Origin of the sequence: Chloroflexus sp. (assembly GCF_049970315.1) — a bacterium.
GTDB lineage: Bacteria > Chloroflexota > Chloroflexia > Chloroflexales > Chloroflexaceae > Chloroflexus.
In genome coordinates, this window is record NZ_JBMFNE010000005.1 from 107,973 (window position 1) to 130,961 (window position 22,989).

Consider the following 22,989-nt stretch of genomic DNA (forward strand, 5'->3'; position numbering starts at 1 on the left):
CCGATTATGCGCATTGCCGTCCTCTGTTCGCGCATCCGCGCCGAAGAAAAGCTGCTGTTTCAAGAATTAGAACGTCGTGGTCTTGATTATGTCAAAATCGATGACCGCGAGCAGATCTTCGACCTGCACCAAACCAGCTATCCATTTGATGTGGTGCTCGAACGTGCAATTCAACACAGTCGAGCGCTGTATATGCTCAAGATTCTCAACGACGCCGGCGTGCCAACGGTTAATACCTACCACGTGGCCCTCACCTGCGGCGACAAGTTCTTGACCACGCAAGCCCTGATTCACGCCGGTGTACCTACGCCGCGCTGTCTGCTCGCTTTCACGCCGGAAAGCGCCCTCGAAGCGATTGAGCAGCTCGGTTATCCGGTAGTGCTCAAGCCGGTGATCGGGTCGTGGGGACGGATGGTAAGCAAGATCAACGATCGCGACGCCGCCGAGGCGATACTCGAACATCGGGATGTATTGGGGAACTACCAGCACTCCATCTTCTACATTCAGCAATACATCAACAAGCCGGGCCGCGACATCCGCAGCTTCGTGATCGGCGACGAATGTATCGCAGCGATTTATCGCACCAGTCCACACTGGATCACCAACACGGCTCGTGGTGGTGTTGCTACCAACTGCCCGGTCACGCCAGAACTGGCCGATCTGAGTGTGCGCGCTGCCCACGCGGTCGGTGGTGGCGTGGTTGCCATCGATATTCTCGAAACACCAGAGGGTGAGTTGTTGGTCAACGAAGTTAATTATACGATGGAGTTTCGCAACAGCATTGATACAACCGGGGTAGACATTCCGGCGCGGATTATCGATTACGTGGTGGAGGTAGGTCGGGGTCGCCGGTCGTAAGGTCGGTGTAACGATCAACGGACGGCGAGCGTCGGGCAGACCCTACGACGCTTGCCGGCTACCTTTCGACCTTACCGACACCCAACCTTATGGACGAGGCATCTATGACTTTACGGGTTAGTATTGTCGGTGCGAGCGGTTATGTCGGTGGCGAATTATTACGCCTGCTGCTCGATCACCCACACGTAACGATTATCCAGGCGACCAGCGCCCGCAACGCCGGACGATACCTCTATCAGGTGCATCCCAACTTACGCGGACGCACCAATCTGCAATTCGTCCATCCCGACACGTTACAACCGTGCGATCTCCTCTTCTTAGCTCTGCCGCACGGTGAAGCGGCGCAAGTCATCGAACGCTACGCCGGCTTGGCCGAGCGTATCATTGATTGCTCGGCTGACTTCCGTTTACGCGACCCGGCAGTTTATCAGCAATGGTACGGCCAGCCGCATCCGGCTCCGGTGTGGCTCGAACGCTTCGTCTACGGTCTGCCTGAAGTTAATCGGGTGGCACTGACCAATGCACGCTATGCCAGCGGCGTTGGTTGCAATGCGACCGCGACCAACCTCGCGCTGCTCCCACTCGTACAGGCTGGACTAATTGACCCGCATCGTCCGATCATTGCCGATATCAAAGTTGGCTCATCGGAGGGCGGGGCAACCGTGAGCGAAGCCAGCCACCACCCCGAACGTTCCGGCGCAGTCCGTTCGTTCGCGCCGGTCGGTCATCGCCACCTCGCTGAAGTCGAGCAAGTTACCGGCCTCCGTAATGTTCACATGTCGATCACGGCGATTGAGCTGGTGCGCGGCGCATTGGCGACGGTGCATGCGTTTGCGGCTCGTGATTTGACCGAGAAGGATTTGTGGCTGGCGTACCGCAGTTTTGCCCGTGAACAGCCGTTTGTGCGCATTGTGAAGGAGCGACAAGGCATCTACCGTTACCCTGAACCGAAAATCCTTGCTGGGACCAACTATGCCGATGTTGGTTTTGCCTACGAGCCAACCACGGGGCGCATTGTCAGTATTTGTGCGATTGACAACCTCATGAAGGGCGCTGCAGGAAGTGCGGTGCAGTGTATGAACTTGATGTGTGGTTTTGCCGAAACGACGGGACTAACGTTTATAGGTTTGCATCCGTAGCGGAGAAGATGGCTAGAGCATTGCGCATCTGCTGATGCGATGGGGCTGGCGGTTTGCCAGCCCCTATTCGTGTTCGGTCAACTGCTGATCGGTCAATTCAGCGTGTAAGGATCGGATCGCAACGAGTAAATGGCGTTCGCGTTCTGCTAGCGTCGCTGCCATCGCCCGTGCTGCCGACAACTGAGCGGCTCGGGCTAACGCCGTCGCACCGGCCGGAACGGTATCATTTTCAAGGCGGGTAATCGATTGACGTGCCCGCTCAAGACCGGGACGTAGATTGTTAAGCCGTGCTGTAAGTACTTCGATGCGCCGACGAAAGTGATCGTGCATATTTCCCTCCACAGAGATTCGCCGGGCGCACGCTCGACGCCGCGGCGACAATGACCCAAGCGGCACCGTCGCCGCGAACCGAATTTAGTATAGCGCATTTGCACATTTTTTGCAAATAACATGCGCAGCAAGAGGAGCTTCCCTCCACATCTCGGTAGACGAACCGCCGCCAACGAGTCCATCGCTTACCACCAGAGCAAAGCGCCAAGAGCGTGTGCATGCCAGACTCTAGTACGGCAACTATGGTGAGCAGCAACGAGTTGCGACGAAGGGATAGCCATACGATAACCCCCTGAGGCGAGGCCAATGCACTATCTGTAGTCGTACATCGCTCATTGGTAACCGTCATCATAGTCCGATAAAAATCCGTGCTGCACAGTTGCACGAAACGACCGTTGCTATAACGCTGCGCTAACACAGCGTTACCGTCCAACTAACACGGTCGGAGTAGAGTAATCGTAGCAACATAGGCCAATACGAACCGTTGAAGCGAGGTCATCTATGGTCTTCTCAACTCCCATCCGCACCGGTGAACAGAGCATCGACCGCGTGTTGCAGGCGGGATTGCCGGTACTGCTGGTCTTCGAGCGACGCGATTGTGCAACATGTCGCCAGCTCGATACAACGCTCGACCGGTTGGCCCAGCAATTCGCCGGCAAGGCACTCATTGCCCGTATCGATGTTGACGATAATCCGGCTCTGGTACAGAAATATAGCATTTCCGATCTGCCGGGGCTGGTATTTATTAGGAATGGAGCGATCCTAGCGCGTACCGCCGGCGCTGCTTCAGCGACAGCATTGCAGGCGTGGCTGCACTTCCTCTGTGGCGAGGGTCCACAGCCGCCGTTACCGAGCGGGCCGAGCGTACCGTTAGCTAAGGCAGCGACGAGCAATGGTCGTACACCGAGCAATGGCTCGCATCAGCAACCCACCGGTCAAGCCCAAACCGCTACCGGGCCGGTTGTCCTCCGTGATGCCACCTTCGATCAGGTTATCGGGCAGAGCCAACAACCGGTACTAGTTGACTTCTGGGCACCGTGGTGTGGGCCGTGCCGTGCGGTGGCCCCGGCGGTTGAGCGATTGGCCCACGAGTTTGCCGGTAAAGCTGTGGTAGCCAAACTTAACGTGGACGAAAATCCGTACACGGCGCAACGGTTTGGCATTACCGGCATCCCGGCGCTCTACATCTTCAAAGGCGGTCGGGTGGTGGAACGCCTCGTCGGTGCCCAACCGTATCAAGTCTTGCGGCAAGCGCTGGCCCGACACGTGGCGTGATGGTAGCGGAATTCCGCATAGTCCCGTCGGACCGAGTCATTCTTCAACCTGACGGGACTATTTTTCAGATGCGTTTGGCATATCATCAGCTAGACCGCGAAATGCTCAACTTTCACCTTACATAGCGAGGGCAGTATACACCTAGAAGTTCGTTATTCATTCATCACTATCGTTGAAGCCCCTTCTTTCTCCTCATCGGTTGGGATATTCACGTCGATCTCGAACGCCGAATGGCGACCATGATCCTGCTGCAAGGCATCGTTGTCGGTATCGTATCACGCACTGAAACCGCCAGTAAGTGATCAAATCGACGTGGGGTACGATCCTCCAACACCACAATCGGTGCAGGGACACCGACTGCCGGTGATCAGCTTACTGGAAACCGATGGTGTAATAATGGTAGTCAGAAGCTTCGTCTGGAGTCGCGATAGCCCTGACGCATGCATAATGAAGACGCAATCCGAGATTCAACGGATTGCGTCTTCGCATTTCATTCAAACTATCACGCGCTGGTCATCAGGATTAGGGATTCTCCGGTGCTTGTTGCGGCTGCGTCGGCACCGACTGCTGGCCGGGCTGCGGGATCACCAACGCTTGACCATCGAGCGCTTGGTTGTTCAGCAAGATCGTCAGGTTAGTATTAGGGTCGACAAACCAGATATTACCTTGCGACAGCATCTGCACGAGCAACTCACGTTTGCGCAACTCGAACAGTTCAGGATTCTCGCGCCAGTAACGCCCTTCAATTGCCCGCACTTGCGCTTCGCGGTTGGCAGCCTCAAGCGCTGCCGCTGTGATACCCTTCTCGCGGGTCAGCGCAACCAATGCCTCTTGCTCGGCTTGGAAGAGGTTGTTGGCCTGTTGCGCTTCGATCTGCTGCCGGCGCTTCTGCTCTGTTTCAATCTGCACTTCCAGATTCGCCTTTTCGGCCAGCAATTGCGCGTAGGTCTCACCAACTTTAATATCGAGCACCTTCACCGCTTCAATCGTGATATAAAGCTGATCGACCGGAGCACGCTGACCATCACCGGGTGGCGTGGTGAGAAAGCGGCGGATACGTTCGGCAAAAGCACCGCGATCCGAGAGTGCCTCATCGAGGGTAAATTGTGTGCTAGCGCTTTTTAGCGCATCGTTAATGAAACCATCGAGAAAGGCGTTAAGCTGGGTATCATCAACGCCAATCTCGGAATAGGCCGCACGTAAGGCCTGCTCGGTCGGTAAGCGCCGAAAATCGACCTGAATGTCAATGTCATACAATTGCTTGTCACTACTGGCTACATTTTGCGAAATCTGGCGCGATTGGCGTCGTATATTGACTAGTCTGATTTCGGTAAACGGCGCAAAAGGTCGAAAGATCGGCCCCGGCCCATGCACAGCAACAATCCGCCCTTGCACCAGCTCAATGGCCGCTTGTCCTTCATCAACCTGCACGTATTTCATCGTGCTCAAACCGATGCCGGCGATGATAAGCACAATGACAACACCAACCAATGACAAACGCATAGTTCCTCCTCTCTATTGCAAAAAGGACTCACAGGTTTGCTCCTGATGGTGTTGACACCTCATGTTCTCGAGATGAAGTACGTACTATCGTGGCAGAAGTTGCATCCCCCTCAGCGATACCCAGGGTTTCAGCAACAATATAGAGTGGACGACCTTTCACTTCATCGTAAATACGACCGACATACTCGCCGATGATGCCGAGCGAAATCAGTTGCACCGCACCGAGGAAGAGCACGCTGGCCAGCGTGCTCGCTTGCCCATAAAACGCCGGTTCGGCAGCAGCAGGATTTGCTAGCCGCATAATAAACACCACCAGCAGGAAGATCATACTGATGGCGGCGACCACAAAACCGAGATAGGTTGCCAATTGCAGCGGCAAATACGAGAAGCTGGTAATGCCATCGAGGGCAAAACGCAACATCTTGCGCAAGGGGTATTTGGTGGTACCGGCAGCACGGGCATGGCGACGATATGGCACCCCGGTCTGGCGAAAACCGACCCACGCTGACAATCCACGCATAAAGCGGTGATGTTCGCGCATGCGCTTGAGAGCGTCGACAACTTTGCGATCCATCAGGCGAAAATCACCGGTATCGACCGGGATGTTGACATTGGTGATCCGCACAATCAAGCGATAGAAGATAGCCGCCGTTGTCTTTTTAAACCACGTCTCACCTTCACGCTCTTCGCGCACGCCATAGACGACCTGATACCCTTCACGCCAACGCGCAATCAGCGCGGGGATCACTTCAGGTGGGTCTTGCAAATCCGAATCGATCACAATCACCGCTTTACCGGTCGCATAGTCGGTGCCGGCAGTAATCGCGATCTGATGACCAAAATTGCGCGAAAAATTAATCACCTTAATCCGTGAATCACGCTCGTGCAGCTTGCGCATAATCTCCGGTGAGCGATCGCGACAGCCGTCATTCACTAACACCAGTTCAAACGGTTCGCCGAGTGGTTCAAGCACCGCAATAACCCGCCGACAAAACTCGGCGATCAACTGCTCTTCGTTGTACACCGGCGCTACGACCGAGAAGGTTGGTTGTACGTAAGACATGCGACCTCCCCGTCTGAATTCAGACGGAATATAAACCCTGTTCCCGATCACAATGCGGTCATTTCGCCCCAATTAGGCCCGGTTTCGAGATTAACGCCAAGCGGCACGACCAATTGGTAGGTATTACTCATAACCTCGCGCAACAGATGCGCCGCCGCTGGTACCTCTTCCTCCGGCACTTCGGCGATCAATTCATCATGCACCTGCAAAAGCAAACGCGTGCGTAGACCGCGTTCGCGCAAAGCGCGATGAACATAGACCATCGCCATTTTCATAATATCGGCGGCAGTGCCCTGTATCGGTGCGTTAACCGCCTCGCGTTCGGCTGCCGCCCGTCGTACTCCACTCGCCCGCAAATCTTCCATCACTCGCCGCCGGCCAAACAGCGTTTGCACATACCCGTGTTGGCGGCCAAATGCGAGGGTTTGATCGATATAGCGGCGAATGCCGGGGAACTGCTCGAACAAGTTGTCAATCAGTTGACGCGCCAGATCGCGCTCGATGCCAAGGCGCTGGGCAAGGCCAAAGGCGCTGATGCCGTAGATCACGCCAAACACCACCGTCTTGGCCACCCGACGCTGGTTTTTATCGACCTGATCAGGTGCTACGCCAAACAGCCGGCTGGCCGTAGCGGCATGAATATCAAGACCTTGCTGAAAGGCGGCAATCAGGTTTTCATCGCCACTGATGTGGGCCAACACTCGTAACTCAATCTGCGAGTAATCGGCGGCGACGAAACGGTGGCCCGGAGCAGCGACGAATGCGCGCCGGATTTCCCGTCCCTCTTCGGTGCGCACCGGAATATTTTGCAGGTTAGGATTATTCGACGACAACCGACCCGTTGCGGCGCCGATCTGGTTATACGAGGTATGGATGCGTCCGGTGCGTGGATTCACCAGTTGGGGTAGAGCGTCAATGTATGTACTCTTCAGCTTGGTAAGCTGACGGTAAGCCAGAATATCGGCGGCAATCGGGTAGAGTTGGCTTAATTCTTCTAATACCTCGGCAGTGATCGAATAACCACCACTCTTGAGCTTACTCAGCCCATGGTCACGCGGATTGATCCCCAGTCGCTCAAACAAGACTTCATTGAGTTGTTGGCCGGAATTGATATTAAACGACCCACCGGCCTTGGTATAAATCTGTTCGGTAAGCTCGGCGATACGTTGGGCAAAGCGTTTACCTAGCTCGCGCAAATACTCGTGATCGAGCAAGATACCGGTCAACTCCATATCGGTGAGCACGTTGATCAGCGGTAGCTCGACCCGATAGTACAGATCGCGTAGAGCGGCGTCAGTTGTCAGTTGCTCGCGCAATGTTTCGGTCAGCAGTAAGGTGTGTAGCGCATCGGCGGCGGCGTAGGGAGCGGCTTGCTCGATTGGTACCGCAGCGAAGCTGATCTGTTTGCTTCCCCGCCCGATCAGATCTTCAATCGTGGTCGGTGGTTCGGGCAGTTTCAATTCGTAGAATGCCAGATCCTTCAACCCTTGTCGTTTCCCTAACATGGCCGCCGCGATCATGGTATCAAACGCCAGACCGGCCACCTGTATGCCGACACCGGCCAATACCTCGGCATCGAACTTCGCATTGTGGGCAAATTTAGGTATGTTGGGGTCGGCAAACAGCGGGCCAAGCGCCGCCGCCACCTCGGCCAGCGGCAACTGCTCACCCTCTTCGTGACCAACCGGTATGTAGTAGGCATCGTGAGGGGCGACGGCCAGCGCAATCCCTACCAGATGACTACCGATAGCGTGCAAACTTGTACATTCGGTATCGAACGCAAATGCCGGCGCAGCCCGCAACCGCTGCACCAACCCGGCCAGGGCTTGCGGATCGCGGACAATCTGTGCCGACGTAACCAAGGGAACCGCTGTCGGCGATACCGACTCGTTGGCAAACAACGCTAACTGAGCCGCGCTTTGTGGTGCAGTCGGCAGATCGGTAGGTAACGCTGCGACCGTCGCCTCATGCACGACCGGCGGCAGCTTTTTGATCAAGTTCGAGCTAACCCCAAACTCCAGCTCTTGGAGCAAGGCCATTACTGCCGCCCGATCGTACACACCGAGCCGACACTTTGCCAGATCGAGCTGCACCGGTGCATCGGTGACAATCGTCGCCAAATGCCGTGACGAGCGCGCTTGGTCGGCTTGTTCACGCAAGAGAGGTTGATACCGCTTGGGCGCGGCCTCAATGTTATCCAGGAGCTTATTGAGAGAACCGAACTGCTTGAGGAGGTTAATCGCTCCCTTCTCACCAATCCCGCGCACACCGGGGATGTTGTCGGATGAATCGCCCTTCAGACCGCGCAGATCAGCCAACTGTGTCGGCTCGAGGCCATCGTAACGTTTACGCACCTGTTCGACATCGTACAGTGTGGTACTCGTCTTGCCGCCATAAGGATTGGCGAGTGCCACCCGGACATGCTCATTCACCAGTTGCAACGTATCGGTATCGCCGGTAAGAATAATTGTATCAACACCCTGCTCGGTAGCTTGACGGGCTAAGGTACCGATTACATCATCGGCCTCAAACCCCTCAGCAGTATAGATAGGGATTGACAACGCCTGCACCAACTGTTTAATGCGCTCGAATTGCGGATAAAACTCTTCCGGCGTCTCGGCGCGACCAGCTTTGTATGCAGCGTATAGGTTATCACGAAACGTTCGCCCAACATCAAACGCCACAGCAACATAATCGGGCCGGTACTCGGCCAGGGCCGTTAACAAGATTTGAGCAAACCCAAAGACGGCATACGTCGGTTCACCTCGCGACGAGCGCAAGCCGCTCTCGCGCAACGCAAAGAATGCGCGATACGCCAGTGCGTGACCATCAACCAAAATCAAGAGCGGACGCGCCATAGAACTCTCCACATTACCATCCGGTCAAGTCGAACCAGCGTAACCATTAGTTCGCAGCACCAACATGTGCTCAAGGATTATACCACGGCCTTACCGAGCAAGCCCGGCGACGAGCCAGGCATCAGCCAATGTCAGCCTACGTGGTACAATGAGAACACGTTTATCGGCTCGTGCTGCGGCTCATCCGATGGCGCACGAATGTGCTCTGCAAGCACGATTAGCACACAATACCTATGACGACAGCTATCGTGACCGATCAGCGGTTTGATTTACATACATGGCACGGTCATGTCGAACATGCCGGACGATTGCAAGCGATTCAGCAGGCATTGCAAACATCTGGACTACTACCCAGCCTTATGCAACTCCCGATTCGCGCCGCAACCGAAGCCGAACTGCTCGCCGTGCATAGTTCACATATGCTGCACCGGGTCCGCCAATTGGCTAGCTACGGCGGCGGTCAAATCGATAGTGATACCTACGTAACTGCCGATTCATGGGACGTAGGGCTGTTAGCTGCCGGTGCAACTATTACTATGGTCGAAGCCATTGCCGAAGGCCGTTGCCATAATGGGTTTGCACTGGTACGACCACCCGGCCACCACGCGACTGATGTGCGCTCGATGGGGTTCTGTCTCTTCAACAATATCGCCATCGCCGCACGTGTCTTGCTCAACCGCTACGACATTCGGCGGCTCGCCATCGTTGACTTCGACGTTCACCATGGCAATGGCACCCAAGACATCTTTTATCGCGATGGACAGGTGCTCTTTTGCTCTACCCATGCTTCGCCACTCTATCCCGGCACCGGTGCATTGTATGAGACCGGCGATCCGAATACAGCAAACGGTACCACGCTGAATGTTCCTCTCCCTTATGGGACAGGGGATGAGGGCTACGATCGCGTTTTTCGACACGTGATCGGCCCGGCCCTCCATCAGTTCCAACCCGAAATATTGTTGGTTTCGGCCGGATTTGACGCGCACTGGAGCGATCCGATTGGACCGATGGCACTGTCAGTCCACGGATTTGCCCGTCTCGTTCAGCATCTCCTAACGTGGGCACAAACCCTATGCAACGGACGGATCGGGTTCGTGCTTGAGGGTGGTTATAACATACCGGCCCTTGCTGCAAGTGTCATCGCCACGCTACGCCTCATGCTTGGGATGGATCCGGGACCAGATCCACTCGGGAAGATGAATGCACCCGAACCGAATATTGATCGGATAATTACCACGTTACACACGCAACATCCATTATTCTTATAAGCAGGCTATCAAGGAGTCGCATGATTGCTGTGATTAATTATGGCGCCGGCAACCTACCCAATGTGGTACGTGCTTTGCAACGTGTCGGTGCCAAACTGACTATTACCGATGACCCACACGTCATTCGCTCGGCACATGCCGTTGTTTTGCCCGGCGTAGGAGCCACTGCCGATACCATAGCTAGTCTACACCAGTTGGGGATTGCCGATGTGTTGCCGGAGGTGATAGCGGCAGGCACGCCGTTTCTCGGGATTTGTGTCGGTATGCAAGTGCTCTTAAGCGCGAGTGAAGAATTCGGGCCACATCCCTGTCTTGATATTGTGCGTGGCATAGTACGGCGTTTACCCGATAGCGCCGGCAAGATACCGCAAATCGGTTGGAATCAGCTCCGTATTATGCCGAACTTTAGCGATCACCCGCTCTTTGTCGGTATTCCTAATGGCGCCGATGTCTATTTTGTCCATTCTTACTATTGCGATGTTACCGAAGAAACAATCGTAGCCGCACGTACCGAGTATGGCATAGCCTTCCCGAGTGTTATCATTCGCGATCGGCTGGCTGCCGTCCAGTTTCACCCTGAAAAGAGTGGTGACTACGGCCTGCGTTTGCTGGCCAATTTTGTCGCATGGAGTAATGCTAGTCCGGCAAGAGGATAACGTATGGAGATTATTCCGGCCATTGATATAAAAGATGGACGCTGCGTGCGGCTGTATCAAGGCGACTTTGCCCAGATGACGGTATACGCCGACGATCCGGTAGCCGTAGCACGTCAGTGGCAAGCACAGGGCGCCAATCGCATTCACGTGGTCGATCTCGATGGTGCGCGTACCGGACGGCCCCAAAACGTTGATGCGGTCCTGGCGATTACCCAAGCAGTACAGATCCCCGTCCAACTCGGCGGTGGTCTCCGGCGGGAAGAGGATGTTGCTGCCGCATTGGCGCTCGGTGTAGAGCGTGTGATTATCGGTACGGCAGCCATTGTCGAAACCGAACTTGTCGCCCGCTTGCTCGAACGTTTTGGTGAACGGATCATTATCGGGATCGATGCGCGCAACGGGATGGTCGCAACCGACGGCTGGACGGTCACTTCAACCATCGCTGCCACCGATCTCGCCGGGCAGATGGCCGCACTCGGCGCACGCCGGTTCATCTATACTGACATCAGCCGCGATGGGGCACTGAGTGGACCAAATTTTACTGCGCTGGCCGAGTTAGTCAAACCTGATGGTCCAGCCATTATTGCCAGCGGTGGCATTGCCAACCTTGATCATATCCGTCAACTAGCTCAGATCGGTATAGAAGGCGTTATTATCGGCAAAGCGCTCTACACCGGTGCAATCTACTTGTCGGAGGCTATCGCGATTGCCCAAACTACTACCGGATAGCACCAGGCATACCGAGTCACACAAACGAAGGAGTATTTATGTCAAATTCAGACCTAACAGCACGATATGAAGAAGAGCGATTGCGGGCGCAAGAGCAATCGCAATTAATCTACTTGCAAAGCCAGATCGATGAATTACGGCGCCAACTCAAAGACCAAACCAACAAATACCAATGGGCAATGGAGCAGGTGCGGAAAAATGAAGGGGCGATTGCGCAAGTGCAAAGCCTCTTCGACCGCCACACGAACGAGGTGACGCGGGCGAACGAACTCGTTCGGCGTGACGTGGTCGCATTACGGCGAGAAGTAGCGGCGGCGTTGGTGAAGATTGAAGAGGGCGTCCGACCACTGCGCGATATGCAATCCCAAATCCAACAGATCGCCGAGGCGCGGAAGCAGGATCGTGACTTTTTAGCCGGATGGCTTAATCGGATCGAACAGCTTGAGCGTCAAATCGGTGGCTTAGCTTCCCAGATCAAAGAACTTGATGAGCGCCAGCGTCAACTTACCCTCCAACTCGAACGGCTTCGCGAAGCAGATGCCGCCGTGTTGCAAGAGGTGCGGCGGATCAACGATGAGCTGCAAGTCGAAAAACAATCGCTGCGCCGAATGGCGGTCGAAGCTCAACAACTCATCGCCGATCTCCAACCATCGATTGACGAACAAAAATCGCGCATCGATCGGCTCGAAGAGATTCGTCAACAAATCGACTTGTTTACCGAGGTGTTACCGACCCAGATTCAAGAAATCGGTGCGAAACTACCCGACATTATCGCCGAGATCAAGCGCATTGAACGTATCTCAACCGAACGTTTTCTCATGAATCAAGAGCGATTGGAAGAGCTGCGTCAGATGGCCGATGAGCGGATGAGTGCGCTTCAGGAAACCGACGAGCAGTATATCCGCCAATTGACATCTTGGCTCGAACGAATTGATAGTTGGCTCCGTGAAATCGAACAACGCTTGGAACGCTCGACCGACCGGATCGAACTGGAGCAAAAGGCACAACTATTGCGGATTATGGAGTTAGAACGGCGCGAGGTTGATACCCTCAATGCGCAATTGGCAACTTTACGCCAACGACTGGAGCAGGTACGGGCAGCCCACATCGAATTGGGTGGCGGAGACCGGTAATCCACAATAAGTAGACGTGTTGCTGCCTCAATCATCACGCCGGCGGAGTACAAAGATGCGCGGGTAGAGACCACCCAAATCAACACGCAGTTGTTGCTCACAATACCAGACCGGTAGTTCGGCAAGGGTACGTTCCATCAAGCGCACTTCGTGACTAATCAGCACGGCTCTGCCGGATGCGCGTGTAACCCGCGCTGCCTCACGTAACAAGGCCGGGTAGAGGGTTAGATTCGTCTCATGGGAGCCAACCAGATGCCCAAACGGTAAATCGGCCAGAATGACATCCATACTCGCGGTTGGCAATGGCAGCGCTTGCGCATCCCAGTCATACAACGACACGTTACGCCCAAGTCCGGCAGCAGCCACATTCCGGTACGCGCACGCCAGCGCAGCCGGATCGGTATCGCAACCGAGTGCCTGTGCCGCCGGGCCAATCAACAGCCGTTCGATAAGCAACGTGCCTGAACCACAGCCAATATTGAGCACTCGATCGGTTGGATGCGGACGGCTGAGGAGTGCCATCGCATGGGCGACCGGACCATTCAACGCACCTTCACGATTACACACACGCCACGGTCGGGTCGCGAGTGGGCGAGGCGTTAGGCGTACCAACAGATCCCAACCCGACCGATCATTTGGGCGTAACCGTAGCAGAAGATCGCCATCTTCGGCTCCAACGGCCAGCCCTAGTCGTTCGCTAAGCGTGTGCTTGAACCGCTGTAACACGCTGCTATCGGCACCGGCAGCACTAAGGAATAGCGTTTGGAACGTACCGGCCGGATGGAGACGTTGGACCATCGTAATCATTGCCAGCACAGCGCGGAGGTGTTCATCACCAAGCAACGCCCGTGGGCGCGGAATCGCAAATGTGCGAACGACGAAAACCGATGTGACGCAGCGGAGGTCAAACAACGCCGATAACGATCCTCGCATTGTCGCTTGGATCACACCGCTCGCAGTTGGCGGATCGAGCCGGAGACCGGCAATACGCTGAGCTTCCGCGCGCGCGAGAGTTTCTAAGCCGGACGGAACAACGATTTCAATCCGATACGACATTGCGCTATACTATACTGATCAAACACCTATCAGCGGTAAGATGCCGTTATTGATTGGTCAACGAGACAATGGACAAACCTATTAGCACCATACCGTAGTATACACGCAAACCGCCTATGGACATCGGAACCACAGTATGGCCACCAATGCCGGCGCGTCCCCAAGCACTGGCCGCAAGTTGGTCGAGCTACGACCACGGAGCATTACGCGACTATCTGCAACGTGCCCGTGAAGTCGGGCTACGACAGGTACGGTTTGATCTGCGCTGGGCCGAAGTACAGCCAGGTGAACAACGGATATCGGTTAGTGCACTCGATGGCTTTCACCGCGGTCTTGATCTTGCGCAGGCGAACGGTCTACAGGTCATTGTCTCATTGCTTAGTGCGACATTGGGACCATTACTCCATCTCCCAGATTGGTCACTCGGTATACCGACACAGGCCCTAACAACCCAAGCGGTAACCGAGCTGCTAAGCAAGCCGGCTTTAACCATCCTTGACAACGCCTCTTACCGTCGCGAACCGGTTCGTGATCTCTATACCGAGCCGGAAATGCGGTCTGCCCAGCGCTACCTATTGCGTGAAGTAATCGGCAATTTTGCGACACATCCTGCCATTCACGGCTGGCTGCTCGCTGCCGGCTGGGAGCGGGTACGCCCACCAATCCATCACCGAGATATGGCGGCCTGGTGGGCCGATCTTGCTGAGCGCGCTCGCGCGCACGGGGCAAACCGCTTGTTTGGTCAAATCGATGCCGCAGCTCTCAGCAGTCGAGACAGTTTGCGTCCTTATGACATCGCAATGGCCGGTGGTGAGGTAGTAGTTAGTGTTGGACCGTGGCCACCACTTGGCGATGGTCCACCGGCCCACGGTGAGGTAGCTTGCTTTCTCCACGCCATTGTCGCTGGCCTGTTGGCCGAAGAGGTCAACGATACCGCTGCTGCCCAAGTCGTGGTTGCCGATCTCGGCTGGCCAACTGCACCACGTCCTCAGCTCCGTGGCTGGCAGACCGATGAGATCTTTGCCCAACCGGCACGAACCTTTTTGGCCGATGAAGAAGCCGTCGCAACTGCGATCCAGCACACTTTACCGGCATTAGCGCGGGCCGGCGCGGCAGCAGTCTGGCTGACGGGAATGGTTGATCCTACCGAAGAGCAATGGAAGATACCGCCATTTGACCGTAGTTGGGTAGCGCGCACGTGGGGCCTGTGGACCGCAGACGGTCGCCCGAAAGCCGGTTGGGAAGCGTTGCGTGAGGTAATCGGTAACCTGCCGGTCAAGCACTCTTTACCAACTTTACCCACTGAACCTGACCGATTCTGGCGCGATCCGGCTTATGAACTACGTCGTCTCTGGCAAGAATACCGCGCCGAGATGGTATAATCCCCCACCTGTTCTAGGTCTGGACACGGATAATCACTGGGTGGGCACAAGGTCTGCCCCGACCATATCCTCCGCGGGGGCAACTCTTGTGGTTGCCCCATCTTGGGTACTTGAGCAGGCACTTGGGCAGGTACAAGGCCTACCCTTACGGTTACGGTTTGGGTGAGCACAAGACCTGCCGGGGATCGGGGGCAGGCACAAGACCTGCCCCTATCTTATTCGTGATCGGGGGCAGGCACAAGACCTGCCCCTATCTTATTCGTGCCCATCTGTGTTCCATCCTGATCCAGGCGGCTGCCATCCCCACTCGGCCAACAGCGCCAGGTCGGCCTTCGTCAACACACCGGCTGCGGCAGCCCGCGCAAGCAGATCGGGCCGGCGGGCCAATGTACGGCGTAACCGCTCGGATCGCCGCCAACGCGCGATCTCACCGTGATGCCCCGACAGCAAGATCGATGGCACTGCCAAACCCTCCCAGACTGCCGGTCGGGTATAGTGGGGATATTCGAGCAAGAAATCACTGTGGCTCTCTTCCACAATCGACTCGCTATCGATCACCCCTGGCACCAAGCGAGCCACCGCATCGACGACCACCATTGCCGCCAGCTCACCACCGGTCAATACATAATCGCCAATACTGATCTCACGGTCGATCAGCCGCTCACGCACACGCTCGTCAATCCCCTCATAATGACCACAGACTAAGATCAAACGCGGCAACGTAGCTAACTCACGAGCAATGCTCTGGTTGAACAGTTCGCCATCGGGTGTCAACAAGACGACCGGTCCACCCGGCTCATCGGCAGCTTGCACCGCCTGAATCGCCGCGGCCAGCGGCTCGGCCTTCATCACCATCCCGGCGCCACCACCGTAGGGTGCATCATCAACGGTACGATGGCGATCGGTAGCCCAATCACGAATATCATGCAGATGGATCGTAATCTTACCGGCCTGCTGCGCTCGCTTGAGAATACTCTCAGTCAGCGGCCCCTGAAACATCGCCGGAAAGAGGGTGAGAATATCAAATCGCATCCCCGTTATGCCTCAACACTGCGCAGGTACTGATCAAGAAACTCGACCACCCTCCGGCAATAACCGACTCGATCTGCGAAATAGCTGCCGCAATGCTCGGCGCCAGAAACTTCCCATATGATGCGCGGCTCGCGAGCCGCAGCGTACAACCGGCGGCTATGGTTGACCGGCACGACCGAATCGTCCGTCCCGTGGATCAGAAACACCGGTCGGGGCGCAATCTGACCAATAACATCGATTGGACGGACCTGGCTAAAGCGGTAGCCGTGGCGACGGTCAACAATCGCATCGGCCAACCGCACGAGCAAGGCCGCCGGAATAGGTAGGACTTTGGCAATGCTATCAGAGACAATATCATCGCCGGCGGTAAACGCACTATCGGCCACCAGCGCCTTGACCGACTGATCACGAGCGGCGGCCAGAATTGCTACCGACGCTCCCATCGAGTAACCGATCACGCCGATCGACGCATCAGGCACACGCTGACGAGCATACGACAACGCGACTAGCAGATCATCAACTTCACGACTGACCAAAGTCTTCGGCCACGGATCCGACTCACCACGGCCACGATAATCGAAGAGTAGCACGTTGTAGCCGGCGCGCCAACAATAGCTCCCGATACCGAGCAACTCGTCTTTGCTACCAGAATGACCGTGGCTACACACAATCACCGCATTTGTTTCCGGTCGCGGTAGCCACCAACCAACCAAACGCAAGCCATCGCTACTGCGAAACTCGACCGTCTCGTAGGGGAGGCCCAGCTCCCACGGCGTAAACGTATAGCTATCGAGATAACTCCGACGCGGAGGGGGGCTTACGCGCCAACTCACTGCGTAAGCAAGACCAACCATCCCACCTAACAGACCGATGGCGCCGGTGAGCGCCATCGGGACAATACTTCGACCTACTCTGATCGTCATACGATTATCCTCGTGCAGTGCCGATAAACTTATATTCTGGCACAGCCTGCGGCTGCAATAACAGATGAATCTCGTACAAACCGTCGGCATGACGACCATGGAACGGCAGCCCAAGCCCGGTCGCCAAGCGGATCATAGCAGTATTATCGGCATGGGTCAAAAAGATCAAGCGTTCGAGATTAGCTGCGCGCGCTTCATCCAGCAACAATTCGAGCAATGCCCGACCCACACCGAGACCATGATAATCGTCGCGCACCAATATTGATGCTTCAGCTACCTTAGGGTTATGGGGTAAGCGAGCAAACCGCGCAACGGCGATGGCCTCCTCACGCCCGTTCTCATCGGCCAATGCAACCAACGCCGCTTCACGATGAGGTTTGATCGCAGCAAGACGCTGCGCCGATTTACGTACCAGCTCCGGTGAGGCATGCTCAGCAGCGATAAAAAAGCGGCGATAGATCGATTCGGGCGATAAGCGGTAAAACATCCGCTCAAGTACATCGGCATCGGTAGCGGTGAGGCTGCGCACACGCAACGTGCGGCCATCACGGGTCGTAATAGTAGAGAGTCTCAATTGGTGGCCACGTTGATCGTTCATTCACACCTCCCGCCTCGCTCATATGTGTCTTCAATCAACACCTGAGCCGATATGTAGTCGTAGTCTTGCTGCTACGGCTCTAGAAGTATTGTAGCATGAGAATGATACACCGGTCGATCTTGTATAACGCAATGCGTTATAGAGAAATGATAACATCATCGAGCAAGAGTGAGGATACGAGGTGAATAAACTCATTGCCATTGTCGGTCCAACCGCCGTCGGCAAAACTGAACTAGCGGTCGCGTGGGCCCAGCGCATCAATGGCGAGATTGTCTCTGCCGATTCGCGCCAAATTTACCGCAAAATGAATATCGGCACTGCCAAACCAAGCGCCACCGAACAAGCGCTCGCACCGCACCATTTAATCGACATTCGCGATCCCGATCAGTCCTTTTCGCTGGCCGAGTTTCAAGATTTAGCGCTCGCAGCCATTGCCGATATTCAGGCGCGCGGACGAGTACCGTTGCTCGTCGGCGGTACCGGTCAATATCTAGCGGCCGTGTTGGAGGGATGGCAGATACCGCGTGTTCCGCCCCAATCTGAGCTACGCGCCGAGCTTGAACAGGTGGCACTGCACGAAGGTCCGGCCACCCTCCACGCACGCCTCGCCGCCGTTGACCCGGTGGCCGCGGCGCGGATTCCACCGACCAACGTGCGACGGGTTATCCGGGCACTCGAAGTCTATTTGGTGAGCGGTGAACCGATCTCACGCTTACAAGAGCGACAACCACCACCGTTTCGCCCGCGCGTGATCTGGCTTCATCGGCCACGCACCGAACTCTATGCCCGTGCCGACGCGCGGATTGAGCGCATGATCGCCGCCGGACTCGTTGACGAAGTTGCCGAGTTGCTTGCTGGCGGGTACGATTGGTCGTTACCGGCCATGTCGAGCCTTGGCTACATCCAGTTTCGCCCCTATTTTGCTGGACAAACCGATCTAGCCAGTTGCATTGAGCGTCTACGTTTCGATACCCATGCCTTCATTCGTCGGCAAGAGATGTGGTTCCGGCGCTTACCCAATCTGGAAATTTGGACGCCTGATCACCCCGATTGGCGCGCTATCATGGCCTGAGCGACCTCGTATTCACGTACCACGTGCTTAAGAAACTGTTCAGGATGACTTTCTGAGGGAGGCAACGAAAGATGCCGGCGAATCACAGCCGCGAATTGGTGGGCCAGTGACACACATGCATCGCCAAACAGCGCATCGCGGCACTGCAAGAACTCAACGACCAGCGCGACATCGGCAGGCGTTAACCGCTCAACATTGGGCAGCAGAGGGGTTGGTGTCACACCAGGGGCACGTGGCGACACATATGCGTGCATCGGCTGGAGCATCTGAGACAGCGTGATACGCTGACCTTCGTGCACCACCACCGTTCCCGCCGTCAGATCACCGAGTCGCCGATGATAACGATCCACAAAGATCGTCAGCATACCAACACCGTACCCGAACGGTAAGAAATCGATGGCACGCATAAGATTCCGCACCACCACGGCAGTACCATCAACCGGACGTCCCCCCCTCGCGTATCACCCGGAGTCGCAACAGCCGCTTACCCGGCGTTTGACCATTCCAAATCAGCTCGAAGATAACGTAGTACCCCCAATTGATGGCAAACGCCAACAACGCCAACAACGCCCCGATAACATCTTCATGGCCGACACGGCCGACGATAATGATCGTTACCAAACCGGTTACGAATAACGCCAGCATCACGACATAATCGACCATGGCTGCCAAACTGCAACTAACCAGCCCGGCGGGCGTGTAGGTAATCGTAATGCCCTCTGGCGTCTCAACGCGATACAATTCAAACGGGTTGGTGGTCACGCTCATCGCTCTGCGGTAGGCAATTCAGCGTCATCAGGTGGCGTGGAGACGAGACTCGGCTCGTGCTCTGCTTCGAGATGACGCATATCATTCAACATTTTCACCCGCCAGTGTTTATAGCCGATTTCGAGGATCGAAACCGAGGTATTGCCGATATGGGGATAATTGCCGAACACCGACCCTGTCAGATTCTCAGCGTGCGCCAACAAGGCCCGAATACAACCACCGTGGGTCACAAAAGCCAGGGTGTGACCACGATGCTGTGCGACCATCGCCTCGACTGCCGTTACCACCCGCCGTTGCAAAGCAGCTATCGTTTCACCACCGCCGCGCGGCAGGTCGTGACCCTGCATAATCTGTGCCCATTCATCAGGGAACTGCGTCCGCACCTCATCGGTGGTCAACCCACTCCAACGTCCGGTATCGATCTCGCGTAATGCCGGCAAGAGTTGAACAGGTACTTTCAAAACGGCGCCAATCTCCCACGCAGTTTGGTAGGCGCGTGAAAGATCACTACTATAAATAGCCTCAAACTTCACCCCATCGCGAGCCAGTCGGTTGGCCAGCAACCGTGCTTGCCGGTAACCAATTTCGTTCAGTGGTACATCGATATGCCCCTGCCACCGCCCCTGCATATTCCAGTCAGTTTCACCGTGGCGGATCAAATAGACGGTCGTCATATCATTCTCCGCAAAGTAACGATTAATCTTTGGTTCTATGGTAACACAGAGTTATGACCGGCATGTTAAACGGGGGAAAGTGACGACAGACAGCCTGCTACGTCTTCCGTTTAGAATTCTCTCCACCCCCTTTACTCCGTACCTTACCCGCATGTCACCGGTGCAAGCAATCCCTCCATCCGCTTGTCGAGAGTACTGTCCAAGATGCGGTATGATATATTCGTGAATTAAACGAACAGCATAGGCAATTATGTTCACTCACATCAACGAACACTTTACACCGCAAGAGATAGCTCTGCTGCAGCCGTTCGTCACCAATGTCGACCGGCCTATCTTCTGTTTGCGCAATTTGCCGGAAGTGGTCAAGGGGGCGCTCTTTGCGCGCTATAGCCGCAGCACGAAGAGCCTTCGCCGCTTACTCCTTGACGAGTTCATTACCGAGCCGGAATCGGGCTTCGCCGCGATTGTGTCGGCAGTTGGTGATAGTCCGGCTGCCCAACTCGTGGCTACACGCCAGGCTGAGGCATTCTACGAACGAGTCCTGATCGGGTACGGTGATGATTCGGTAGCCGAGTTGGGTGGCGCACATCTCGCCTGCGAAGGAATCAGTAATATCGCGGCGAAGCTACTTGAAGATAGTCGGATCGGCATCTCACCACTGGAAAAGTCGACGCGCTATGTCCGCTTCGACCTGCCAGGACCGACGGGCTACCCCTATCTGCGTGAGCCGGTGCTGATGGCATCGCCGTTCGCGGAACGCTATACGACGACGATGGACAACCTCTTCGCGACGTATAGCGCATTGCTCGACCCGGTGCAAGCCTGGCTGCAAGCCACATTCCCCCGTGACGAAGCGACCACCCCACGTGCGTACCGCAATGCGATTCAGGCGAAGGCGCTCGATCTGTTGCGCGGGTTGTTGCCGATGGCGACCCAAACCAACGTTGGGTTGTTTGGCAATGGGCGCGCGTTTGAGTACGTGATCATCAAACTGGCTGCCGCGCCGTTCGCCGAAGCGCGTGCGCTGAGCGAGGCGATCCAGACCGAGCTGGATTATGTGATTCCGGCATTTGTGAAGCGGGCCAGGAGTGAGCGTGGTAAAGCGTATGCCGCATATCTCGCGGCGACACGCGACCAGGTGGCAACGTTGGCTGCACAGCTCAATCTTGCACCGACGGAAGATGAAGAGATGACGGTGCGCTTGGTCGAGTATGACCCGCACGCTGAAACAAAGCTCGTCGCGTCTATCCTCTATCCGCATCTTGACCTTCCGCTGGACACTATTCGCGAACGAGTGGCGGAACTATCGGCAGACGAACGGCATGCCTTGATCATGGCCGCTCTCGGCGACCGGGCCAGCCGTTTTTACCGACCGGGTCGCGCCTTTGAGGAGCCGCACTACACGTTTGATATCCTCGCCGACATCGGTGCGTACCGCGATCTCCAACGTCATCGGATCCTGACCCAAGAACGACAGCGGTTCACCGTGGCCCATGGCTATGTGACCCCACCGGAGCTAGAGTTGATCGGGGTTGCCGATCGCTACCGTGCTGCGCTAGAACAAGCAGCCGACCTAGTCTCCGACCTCGAACGCGAGTTTCCGCACGAGGCGCAATACGCAGTTCCGTTTGCCTTCCGGGTGCGCTGGCGCATCAAGCTGAATCTCCGTGAAGCCTACCATCTGATTGAACTGCGCAGTGCGCGACAGGGCCATCCGTCGTACCGCCGGATTGCGCAACTGATGTTTCAGGCTATTAGTGCAGTGCATCCGACCTTGGCTGCCGGGATGCGGTTTGTCGACCACAGCGACTACGACCTCGAACGGCTTGCCGCCGAGCAACGGATTGATCAGAAGCGACAGGGACGGTAACGCCGGGATCCATAAAGGGCGCAGAGGATGGAACGCAAAGACGCTGAGGACGCAGAGGGTCGCAAAGGGTTTGGAACAGGTTCATCCTCTGCGCTTCAGCGCCCCTTCGCGGTAAACTGTACCCCACCCTTACTCTTCTCCACTTCATAAGCGTATCTCTGGATCAAAAGAAGCGACCTCGATAGAGTTAGCCGAGTTGGCGCTGATGATGCGTAGGCCGTACTTCCCAGCAGCGACTTAAGCATAGCCCTATGCAACCACCACGCTAACGGCATCACCCAGTATATCGGAGAAACCGGCTTCGGTAGGGTGGACTAGGTGAGTGCGGCATTGTTTTCCAGCGATTGCGCAGGTTTTGGCGCACTCAATGAGCTGGCACTCCGTGCCACAGTCATCACGACGCTTAGGAGCCACTAAGCTGCGCTAGACCTCGACGCAGCGCGTTCGATGGCGATTCCATAAAACACCTTCGGGCCAATCGTTCGGATCGACCCAAAGGTGTTTTAAGGCTTTCTGATACTGGTGCCGGAGACGGTGCTTGAACCCGTAAGGGGTTTCCCCTAGCGATTTTTAAGACCGCAGCGTTTGCCTTTTCGCCACCGACCTGGAGAGCGAGCACACAACCCAAGGATACCGATAGAGGCACAGCGCTGCTGTGCCCCTACCGTGGTGCCGGAGACGGGACTCGAACCCGTAAGGGGTTTCCCCCAGCGGTTTTTAAGACCGCAGCGTTTGCCTTTTCGCCACTCCGGCGATCACGCCTCTATTATAGCAAATTCTTTGCACACCGCATACAAGATCA

General features: G+C 56.0%; 21 protein-coding genes and 1 tRNA gene. 10 read left to right on the top strand and 12 right to left on the bottom strand.

All coding sequences use genetic code 11. The features are described 5' to 3' along the window. The first annotated feature begins 6 nt into the window (after window positions 1-6). Window positions 7-858 carry a lysine biosynthesis protein LysX gene (gene lysX, locus ACP5OT_RS05450; RefSeq protein ID WP_015942281.1) on the top strand — a complete coding sequence of 284 codons (852 nt, stop codon included), beginning with the start codon at window positions 7-9 and terminating at the stop codon, window positions 856-858. Between the two features lie 104 nt (window positions 859-962). Next, complete coding sequence (gene argC / locus ACP5OT_RS05455; RefSeq protein WP_428131573.1) at window positions 963-1,997, top strand: N-acetyl-gamma-glutamyl-phosphate reductase; 1,035 nt, start codon at window positions 963-965, stop codon at window positions 1,995-1,997. 63 nt (window positions 1,998-2,060) lie between these two features. Here argC and ACP5OT_RS05460 read toward each other — a convergent pair whose 3' ends face one another. Continuing rightward, a complete protein-coding gene (locus ACP5OT_RS05460; RefSeq protein WP_424675523.1) occupies window positions 2,061-2,327 on the bottom strand; it encodes a hypothetical protein in 267 nt (88 codons plus the stop codon). 501 nt (window positions 2,328-2,828) lie between these two features. Here ACP5OT_RS05460 and trxA point away from each other — a divergent pair. Continuing rightward, on the top strand, window positions 2,829-3,602 hold the full coding sequence (trxA, locus tag ACP5OT_RS05465) for a thioredoxin (RefSeq protein ID WP_424675524.1): 774 nt from the start codon (window positions 2,829-2,831) through the stop codon (window positions 3,600-3,602). A 522-nt stretch (window positions 3,603-4,124) separates the two neighbouring features. Here trxA and ACP5OT_RS05470 read toward each other — a convergent pair. The 3 genes from ACP5OT_RS05470 to polA are packed head-to-tail and all read right to left on the bottom strand — an operon-like array spanning window position 4,125 to window position 9,026. Continuing rightward, window positions 4,125-5,105 (bottom strand): SPFH domain-containing protein, encoded by a 981-nt coding sequence (locus ACP5OT_RS05470; RefSeq protein WP_424675525.1) that lies wholly within the window; start codon window positions 5,103-5,105, stop codon window positions 4,125-4,127. 28 nt (window positions 5,106-5,133) lie between these two features. Beyond that, a complete protein-coding gene (locus tag ACP5OT_RS05475) occupies window positions 5,134-6,168 on the bottom strand; it encodes a glycosyltransferase family 2 protein (protein ID WP_428131576.1) in 1,035 nt (344 codons plus the stop codon). Window positions 6,169-6,215: 47 nt separating this feature from the next. Continuing rightward, a complete protein-coding gene (polA, locus tag ACP5OT_RS05480) occupies window positions 6,216-9,026 on the bottom strand; it encodes a DNA polymerase I (protein ID WP_424675527.1) in 2,811 nt (936 codons plus the stop codon). 233 nt (window positions 9,027-9,259) lie between these two features. On the opposite strand from polA, the gene ACP5OT_RS05485 reads away from it, so the two are divergent. The 4 genes from ACP5OT_RS05485 to ACP5OT_RS05500 are packed head-to-tail and all read left to right on the top strand — an operon-like array spanning window position 9,260 to window position 12,812. Continuing rightward, window positions 9,260-10,294 carry a histone deacetylase family protein gene (locus tag ACP5OT_RS05485; RefSeq protein ID WP_424675528.1) on the top strand — a complete coding sequence of 345 codons (1,035 nt, stop codon included), beginning with the start codon at window positions 9,260-9,262 and terminating at the stop codon, window positions 10,292-10,294. A gap of 20 nt (window positions 10,295-10,314) precedes the next feature. Further along, entirely contained in the window at window positions 10,315-10,950 is a 636-nt protein-coding gene (hisH, locus tag ACP5OT_RS05490; protein WP_424675529.1) for an imidazole glycerol phosphate synthase subunit HisH, read from the top strand. A gap of 3 nt (window positions 10,951-10,953) precedes the next feature. Then, a complete protein-coding gene (gene hisA, locus ACP5OT_RS05495; RefSeq protein WP_424675530.1) occupies window positions 10,954-11,679 on the top strand; it encodes a 1-(5-phosphoribosyl)-5-[(5-phosphoribosylamino)methylideneamino]imidazole-4-carboxamide isomerase in 726 nt (241 codons plus the stop codon). A gap of 38 nt (window positions 11,680-11,717) precedes the next feature. Further along, entirely contained in the window at window positions 11,718-12,812 is a 1,095-nt protein-coding gene (locus ACP5OT_RS05500; protein WP_428131579.1) for a hypothetical protein, read from the top strand. 27 nt (window positions 12,813-12,839) lie between these two features. Here ACP5OT_RS05500 and ACP5OT_RS05505 read toward each other — a convergent pair whose 3' ends face one another. Continuing rightward, window positions 12,840-13,868, bottom strand: coding sequence for a methyltransferase domain-containing protein (locus ACP5OT_RS05505; RefSeq protein ID WP_424675532.1), 1,029 nt, complete (start codon window positions 13,866-13,868; stop codon window positions 12,840-12,842). A gap of 116 nt (window positions 13,869-13,984) precedes the next feature. On the opposite strand from ACP5OT_RS05505, the gene ACP5OT_RS05510 reads away from it, so the two are divergent. Then, window positions 13,985-15,250 (top strand): hypothetical protein, encoded by a 1,266-nt coding sequence (locus ACP5OT_RS05510; RefSeq protein WP_424675533.1) that lies wholly within the window; start codon window positions 13,985-13,987, stop codon window positions 15,248-15,250. Window positions 15,251-15,505: 255 nt separating this feature from the next. Here the strand turns inward: ACP5OT_RS05510 and trmD are convergent, their stop codons facing one another. The 3 genes from trmD to ACP5OT_RS05525 are packed head-to-tail and all read right to left on the bottom strand — an operon-like array spanning window position 15,506 to window position 17,803. After that, a complete protein-coding gene (trmD, locus tag ACP5OT_RS05515; protein WP_424675534.1) occupies window positions 15,506-16,282 on the bottom strand; it encodes a tRNA (guanosine(37)-N1)-methyltransferase TrmD in 777 nt (258 codons plus the stop codon). Window positions 16,283-16,287: 5 nt separating this feature from the next. Further along, window positions 16,288-17,205 (bottom strand): alpha/beta hydrolase, encoded by a 918-nt coding sequence (locus ACP5OT_RS05520; protein WP_424675535.1) that lies wholly within the window; start codon window positions 17,203-17,205, stop codon window positions 16,288-16,290. Between the two features lie 4 nt (window positions 17,206-17,209). Then, window positions 17,210-17,803 carry a GNAT family N-acetyltransferase gene (locus tag ACP5OT_RS05525; protein WP_428131582.1) on the bottom strand — a complete coding sequence of 198 codons (594 nt, stop codon included), beginning with the start codon at window positions 17,801-17,803 and terminating at the stop codon, window positions 17,210-17,212. Between the two features lie 181 nt (window positions 17,804-17,984). Here ACP5OT_RS05525 and miaA point away from each other — a divergent pair, with 181 nt between their 5' ends. Then, window positions 17,985-18,875 (top strand): tRNA (adenosine(37)-N6)-dimethylallyltransferase MiaA, encoded by an 891-nt coding sequence (gene miaA / locus ACP5OT_RS05530; RefSeq protein ID WP_424675537.1) that lies wholly within the window; start codon window positions 17,985-17,987, stop codon window positions 18,873-18,875. Here the strand turns inward: miaA and ACP5OT_RS05535 are convergent. The 3 genes from ACP5OT_RS05535 to ACP5OT_RS05545 are packed head-to-tail and all read right to left on the bottom strand — an operon-like array spanning window position 18,845 to window position 20,317. After that, entirely contained in the window at window positions 18,845-19,282 is a 438-nt protein-coding gene (locus tag ACP5OT_RS05535; protein ID WP_424675538.1) for a hypothetical protein, read from the bottom strand. The two genes, miaA and ACP5OT_RS05535, sit on opposite strands and share 31 nt — an antisense overlap. A 28-nt stretch (window positions 19,283-19,310) precedes the next feature. Continuing rightward, window positions 19,311-19,637 carry an RDD family protein gene (locus ACP5OT_RS05540; RefSeq protein ID WP_428131584.1) on the bottom strand — a complete coding sequence of 109 codons (327 nt, stop codon included), beginning with the start codon at window positions 19,635-19,637 and terminating at the stop codon, window positions 19,311-19,313. A 2-nt stretch (window positions 19,638-19,639) separates the two neighbouring features. After that, on the bottom strand, window positions 19,640-20,317 hold the full coding sequence (locus ACP5OT_RS05545) for a histidine phosphatase family protein (protein WP_424675540.1): 678 nt from the start codon (window positions 20,315-20,317) through the stop codon (window positions 19,640-19,642). 250 nt (window positions 20,318-20,567) lie between these two features. On the opposite strand from ACP5OT_RS05545, the gene ACP5OT_RS05550 reads away from it, so the two are divergent. Further along, on the top strand, window positions 20,568-22,187 hold the full coding sequence (locus tag ACP5OT_RS05550) for an FAD-dependent thymidylate synthase (RefSeq protein ID WP_424675541.1): 1,620 nt from the start codon (window positions 20,568-20,570) through the stop codon (window positions 22,185-22,187). A gap of 667 nt (window positions 22,188-22,854) precedes the next feature. Here ACP5OT_RS05550 and ACP5OT_RS05555 read toward each other — a convergent pair. Then, window positions 22,855-22,940 (bottom strand) — tRNA-Leu (locus tag ACP5OT_RS05555). Window positions 22,941-22,989 lie beyond the last annotated feature (49 nt).

Bases quoted from the DNA above. Each gene is read 5' to 3' on its own strand.
- lysX (WP_015942281.1), top strand. From the start codon at position 7: ATGCGCATTGCCGTCCTCTGTTCGCGCATCCGCGCCGAAGAAAAGCTG.
- argC (WP_428131573.1), top strand. From the start codon at position 963: ATGACTTTACGGGTTAGTATTGTCGGTGCGAGCGGTTATGTCGGTGGC.
- ACP5OT_RS05460 (WP_424675523.1), bottom strand. From the start codon at position 2,327: ATGCACGATCACTTTCGTCGGCGCATCGAAGTACTTACAGCACGGCTT.
- trxA (WP_424675524.1), top strand. From the start codon at position 2,829: ATGGTCTTCTCAACTCCCATCCGCACCGGTGAACAGAGCATCGACCGC.
- ACP5OT_RS05470 (WP_424675525.1), bottom strand. From the start codon at position 5,105: ATGCGTTTGTCATTGGTTGGTGTTGTCATTGTGCTTATCATCGCCGGC.
- ACP5OT_RS05475 (WP_428131576.1), bottom strand. From the start codon at position 6,168: ATGTCTTACGTACAACCAACCTTCTCGGTCGTAGCGCCGGTGTACAAC.
- polA (WP_424675527.1), bottom strand. From the start codon at position 9,026: ATGGCGCGTCCGCTCTTGATTTTGGTTGATGGTCACGCACTGGCGTAT.
- ACP5OT_RS05485 (WP_424675528.1), top strand. From the start codon at position 9,260: ATGACGACAGCTATCGTGACCGATCAGCGGTTTGATTTACATACATGG.
- hisH (WP_424675529.1), top strand. From the start codon at position 10,315: ATGATTGCTGTGATTAATTATGGCGCCGGCAACCTACCCAATGTGGTA.
- hisA (WP_424675530.1), top strand. From the start codon at position 10,954: ATGGAGATTATTCCGGCCATTGATATAAAAGATGGACGCTGCGTGCGG.
- ACP5OT_RS05500 (WP_428131579.1), top strand. From the start codon at position 11,718: ATGTCAAATTCAGACCTAACAGCACGATATGAAGAAGAGCGATTGCGG.
- ACP5OT_RS05505 (WP_424675532.1), bottom strand. From the start codon at position 13,868: ATGTCGTATCGGATTGAAATCGTTGTTCCGTCCGGCTTAGAAACTCTC.
- ACP5OT_RS05510 (WP_424675533.1), top strand. From the start codon at position 13,985: ATGGACATCGGAACCACAGTATGGCCACCAATGCCGGCGCGTCCCCAA.
- trmD (WP_424675534.1), bottom strand. From the start codon at position 16,282: ATGCGATTTGATATTCTCACCCTCTTTCCGGCGATGTTTCAGGGGCCG.
- ACP5OT_RS05520 (WP_424675535.1), bottom strand. From the start codon at position 17,205: ATGACGATCAGAGTAGGTCGAAGTATTGTCCCGATGGCGCTCACCGGC.
- ACP5OT_RS05525 (WP_428131582.1), bottom strand. From the start codon at position 17,803: ATGAACGATCAACGTGGCCACCAATTGAGACTCTCTACTATTACGACC.
- ACP5OT_RS05535 (WP_424675538.1), bottom strand. From the start codon at position 19,282: ATGCGTGCCATCGATTTCTTACCGTTCGGGTACGGTGTTGGTATGCTG.
- ACP5OT_RS05545 (WP_424675540.1), bottom strand. From the start codon at position 20,317: ATGACGACCGTCTATTTGATCCGCCACGGTGAAACTGACTGGAATATG.
- ACP5OT_RS05550 (WP_424675541.1), top strand. From the start codon at position 20,568: ATGTTCACTCACATCAACGAACACTTTACACCGCAAGAGATAGCTCTG.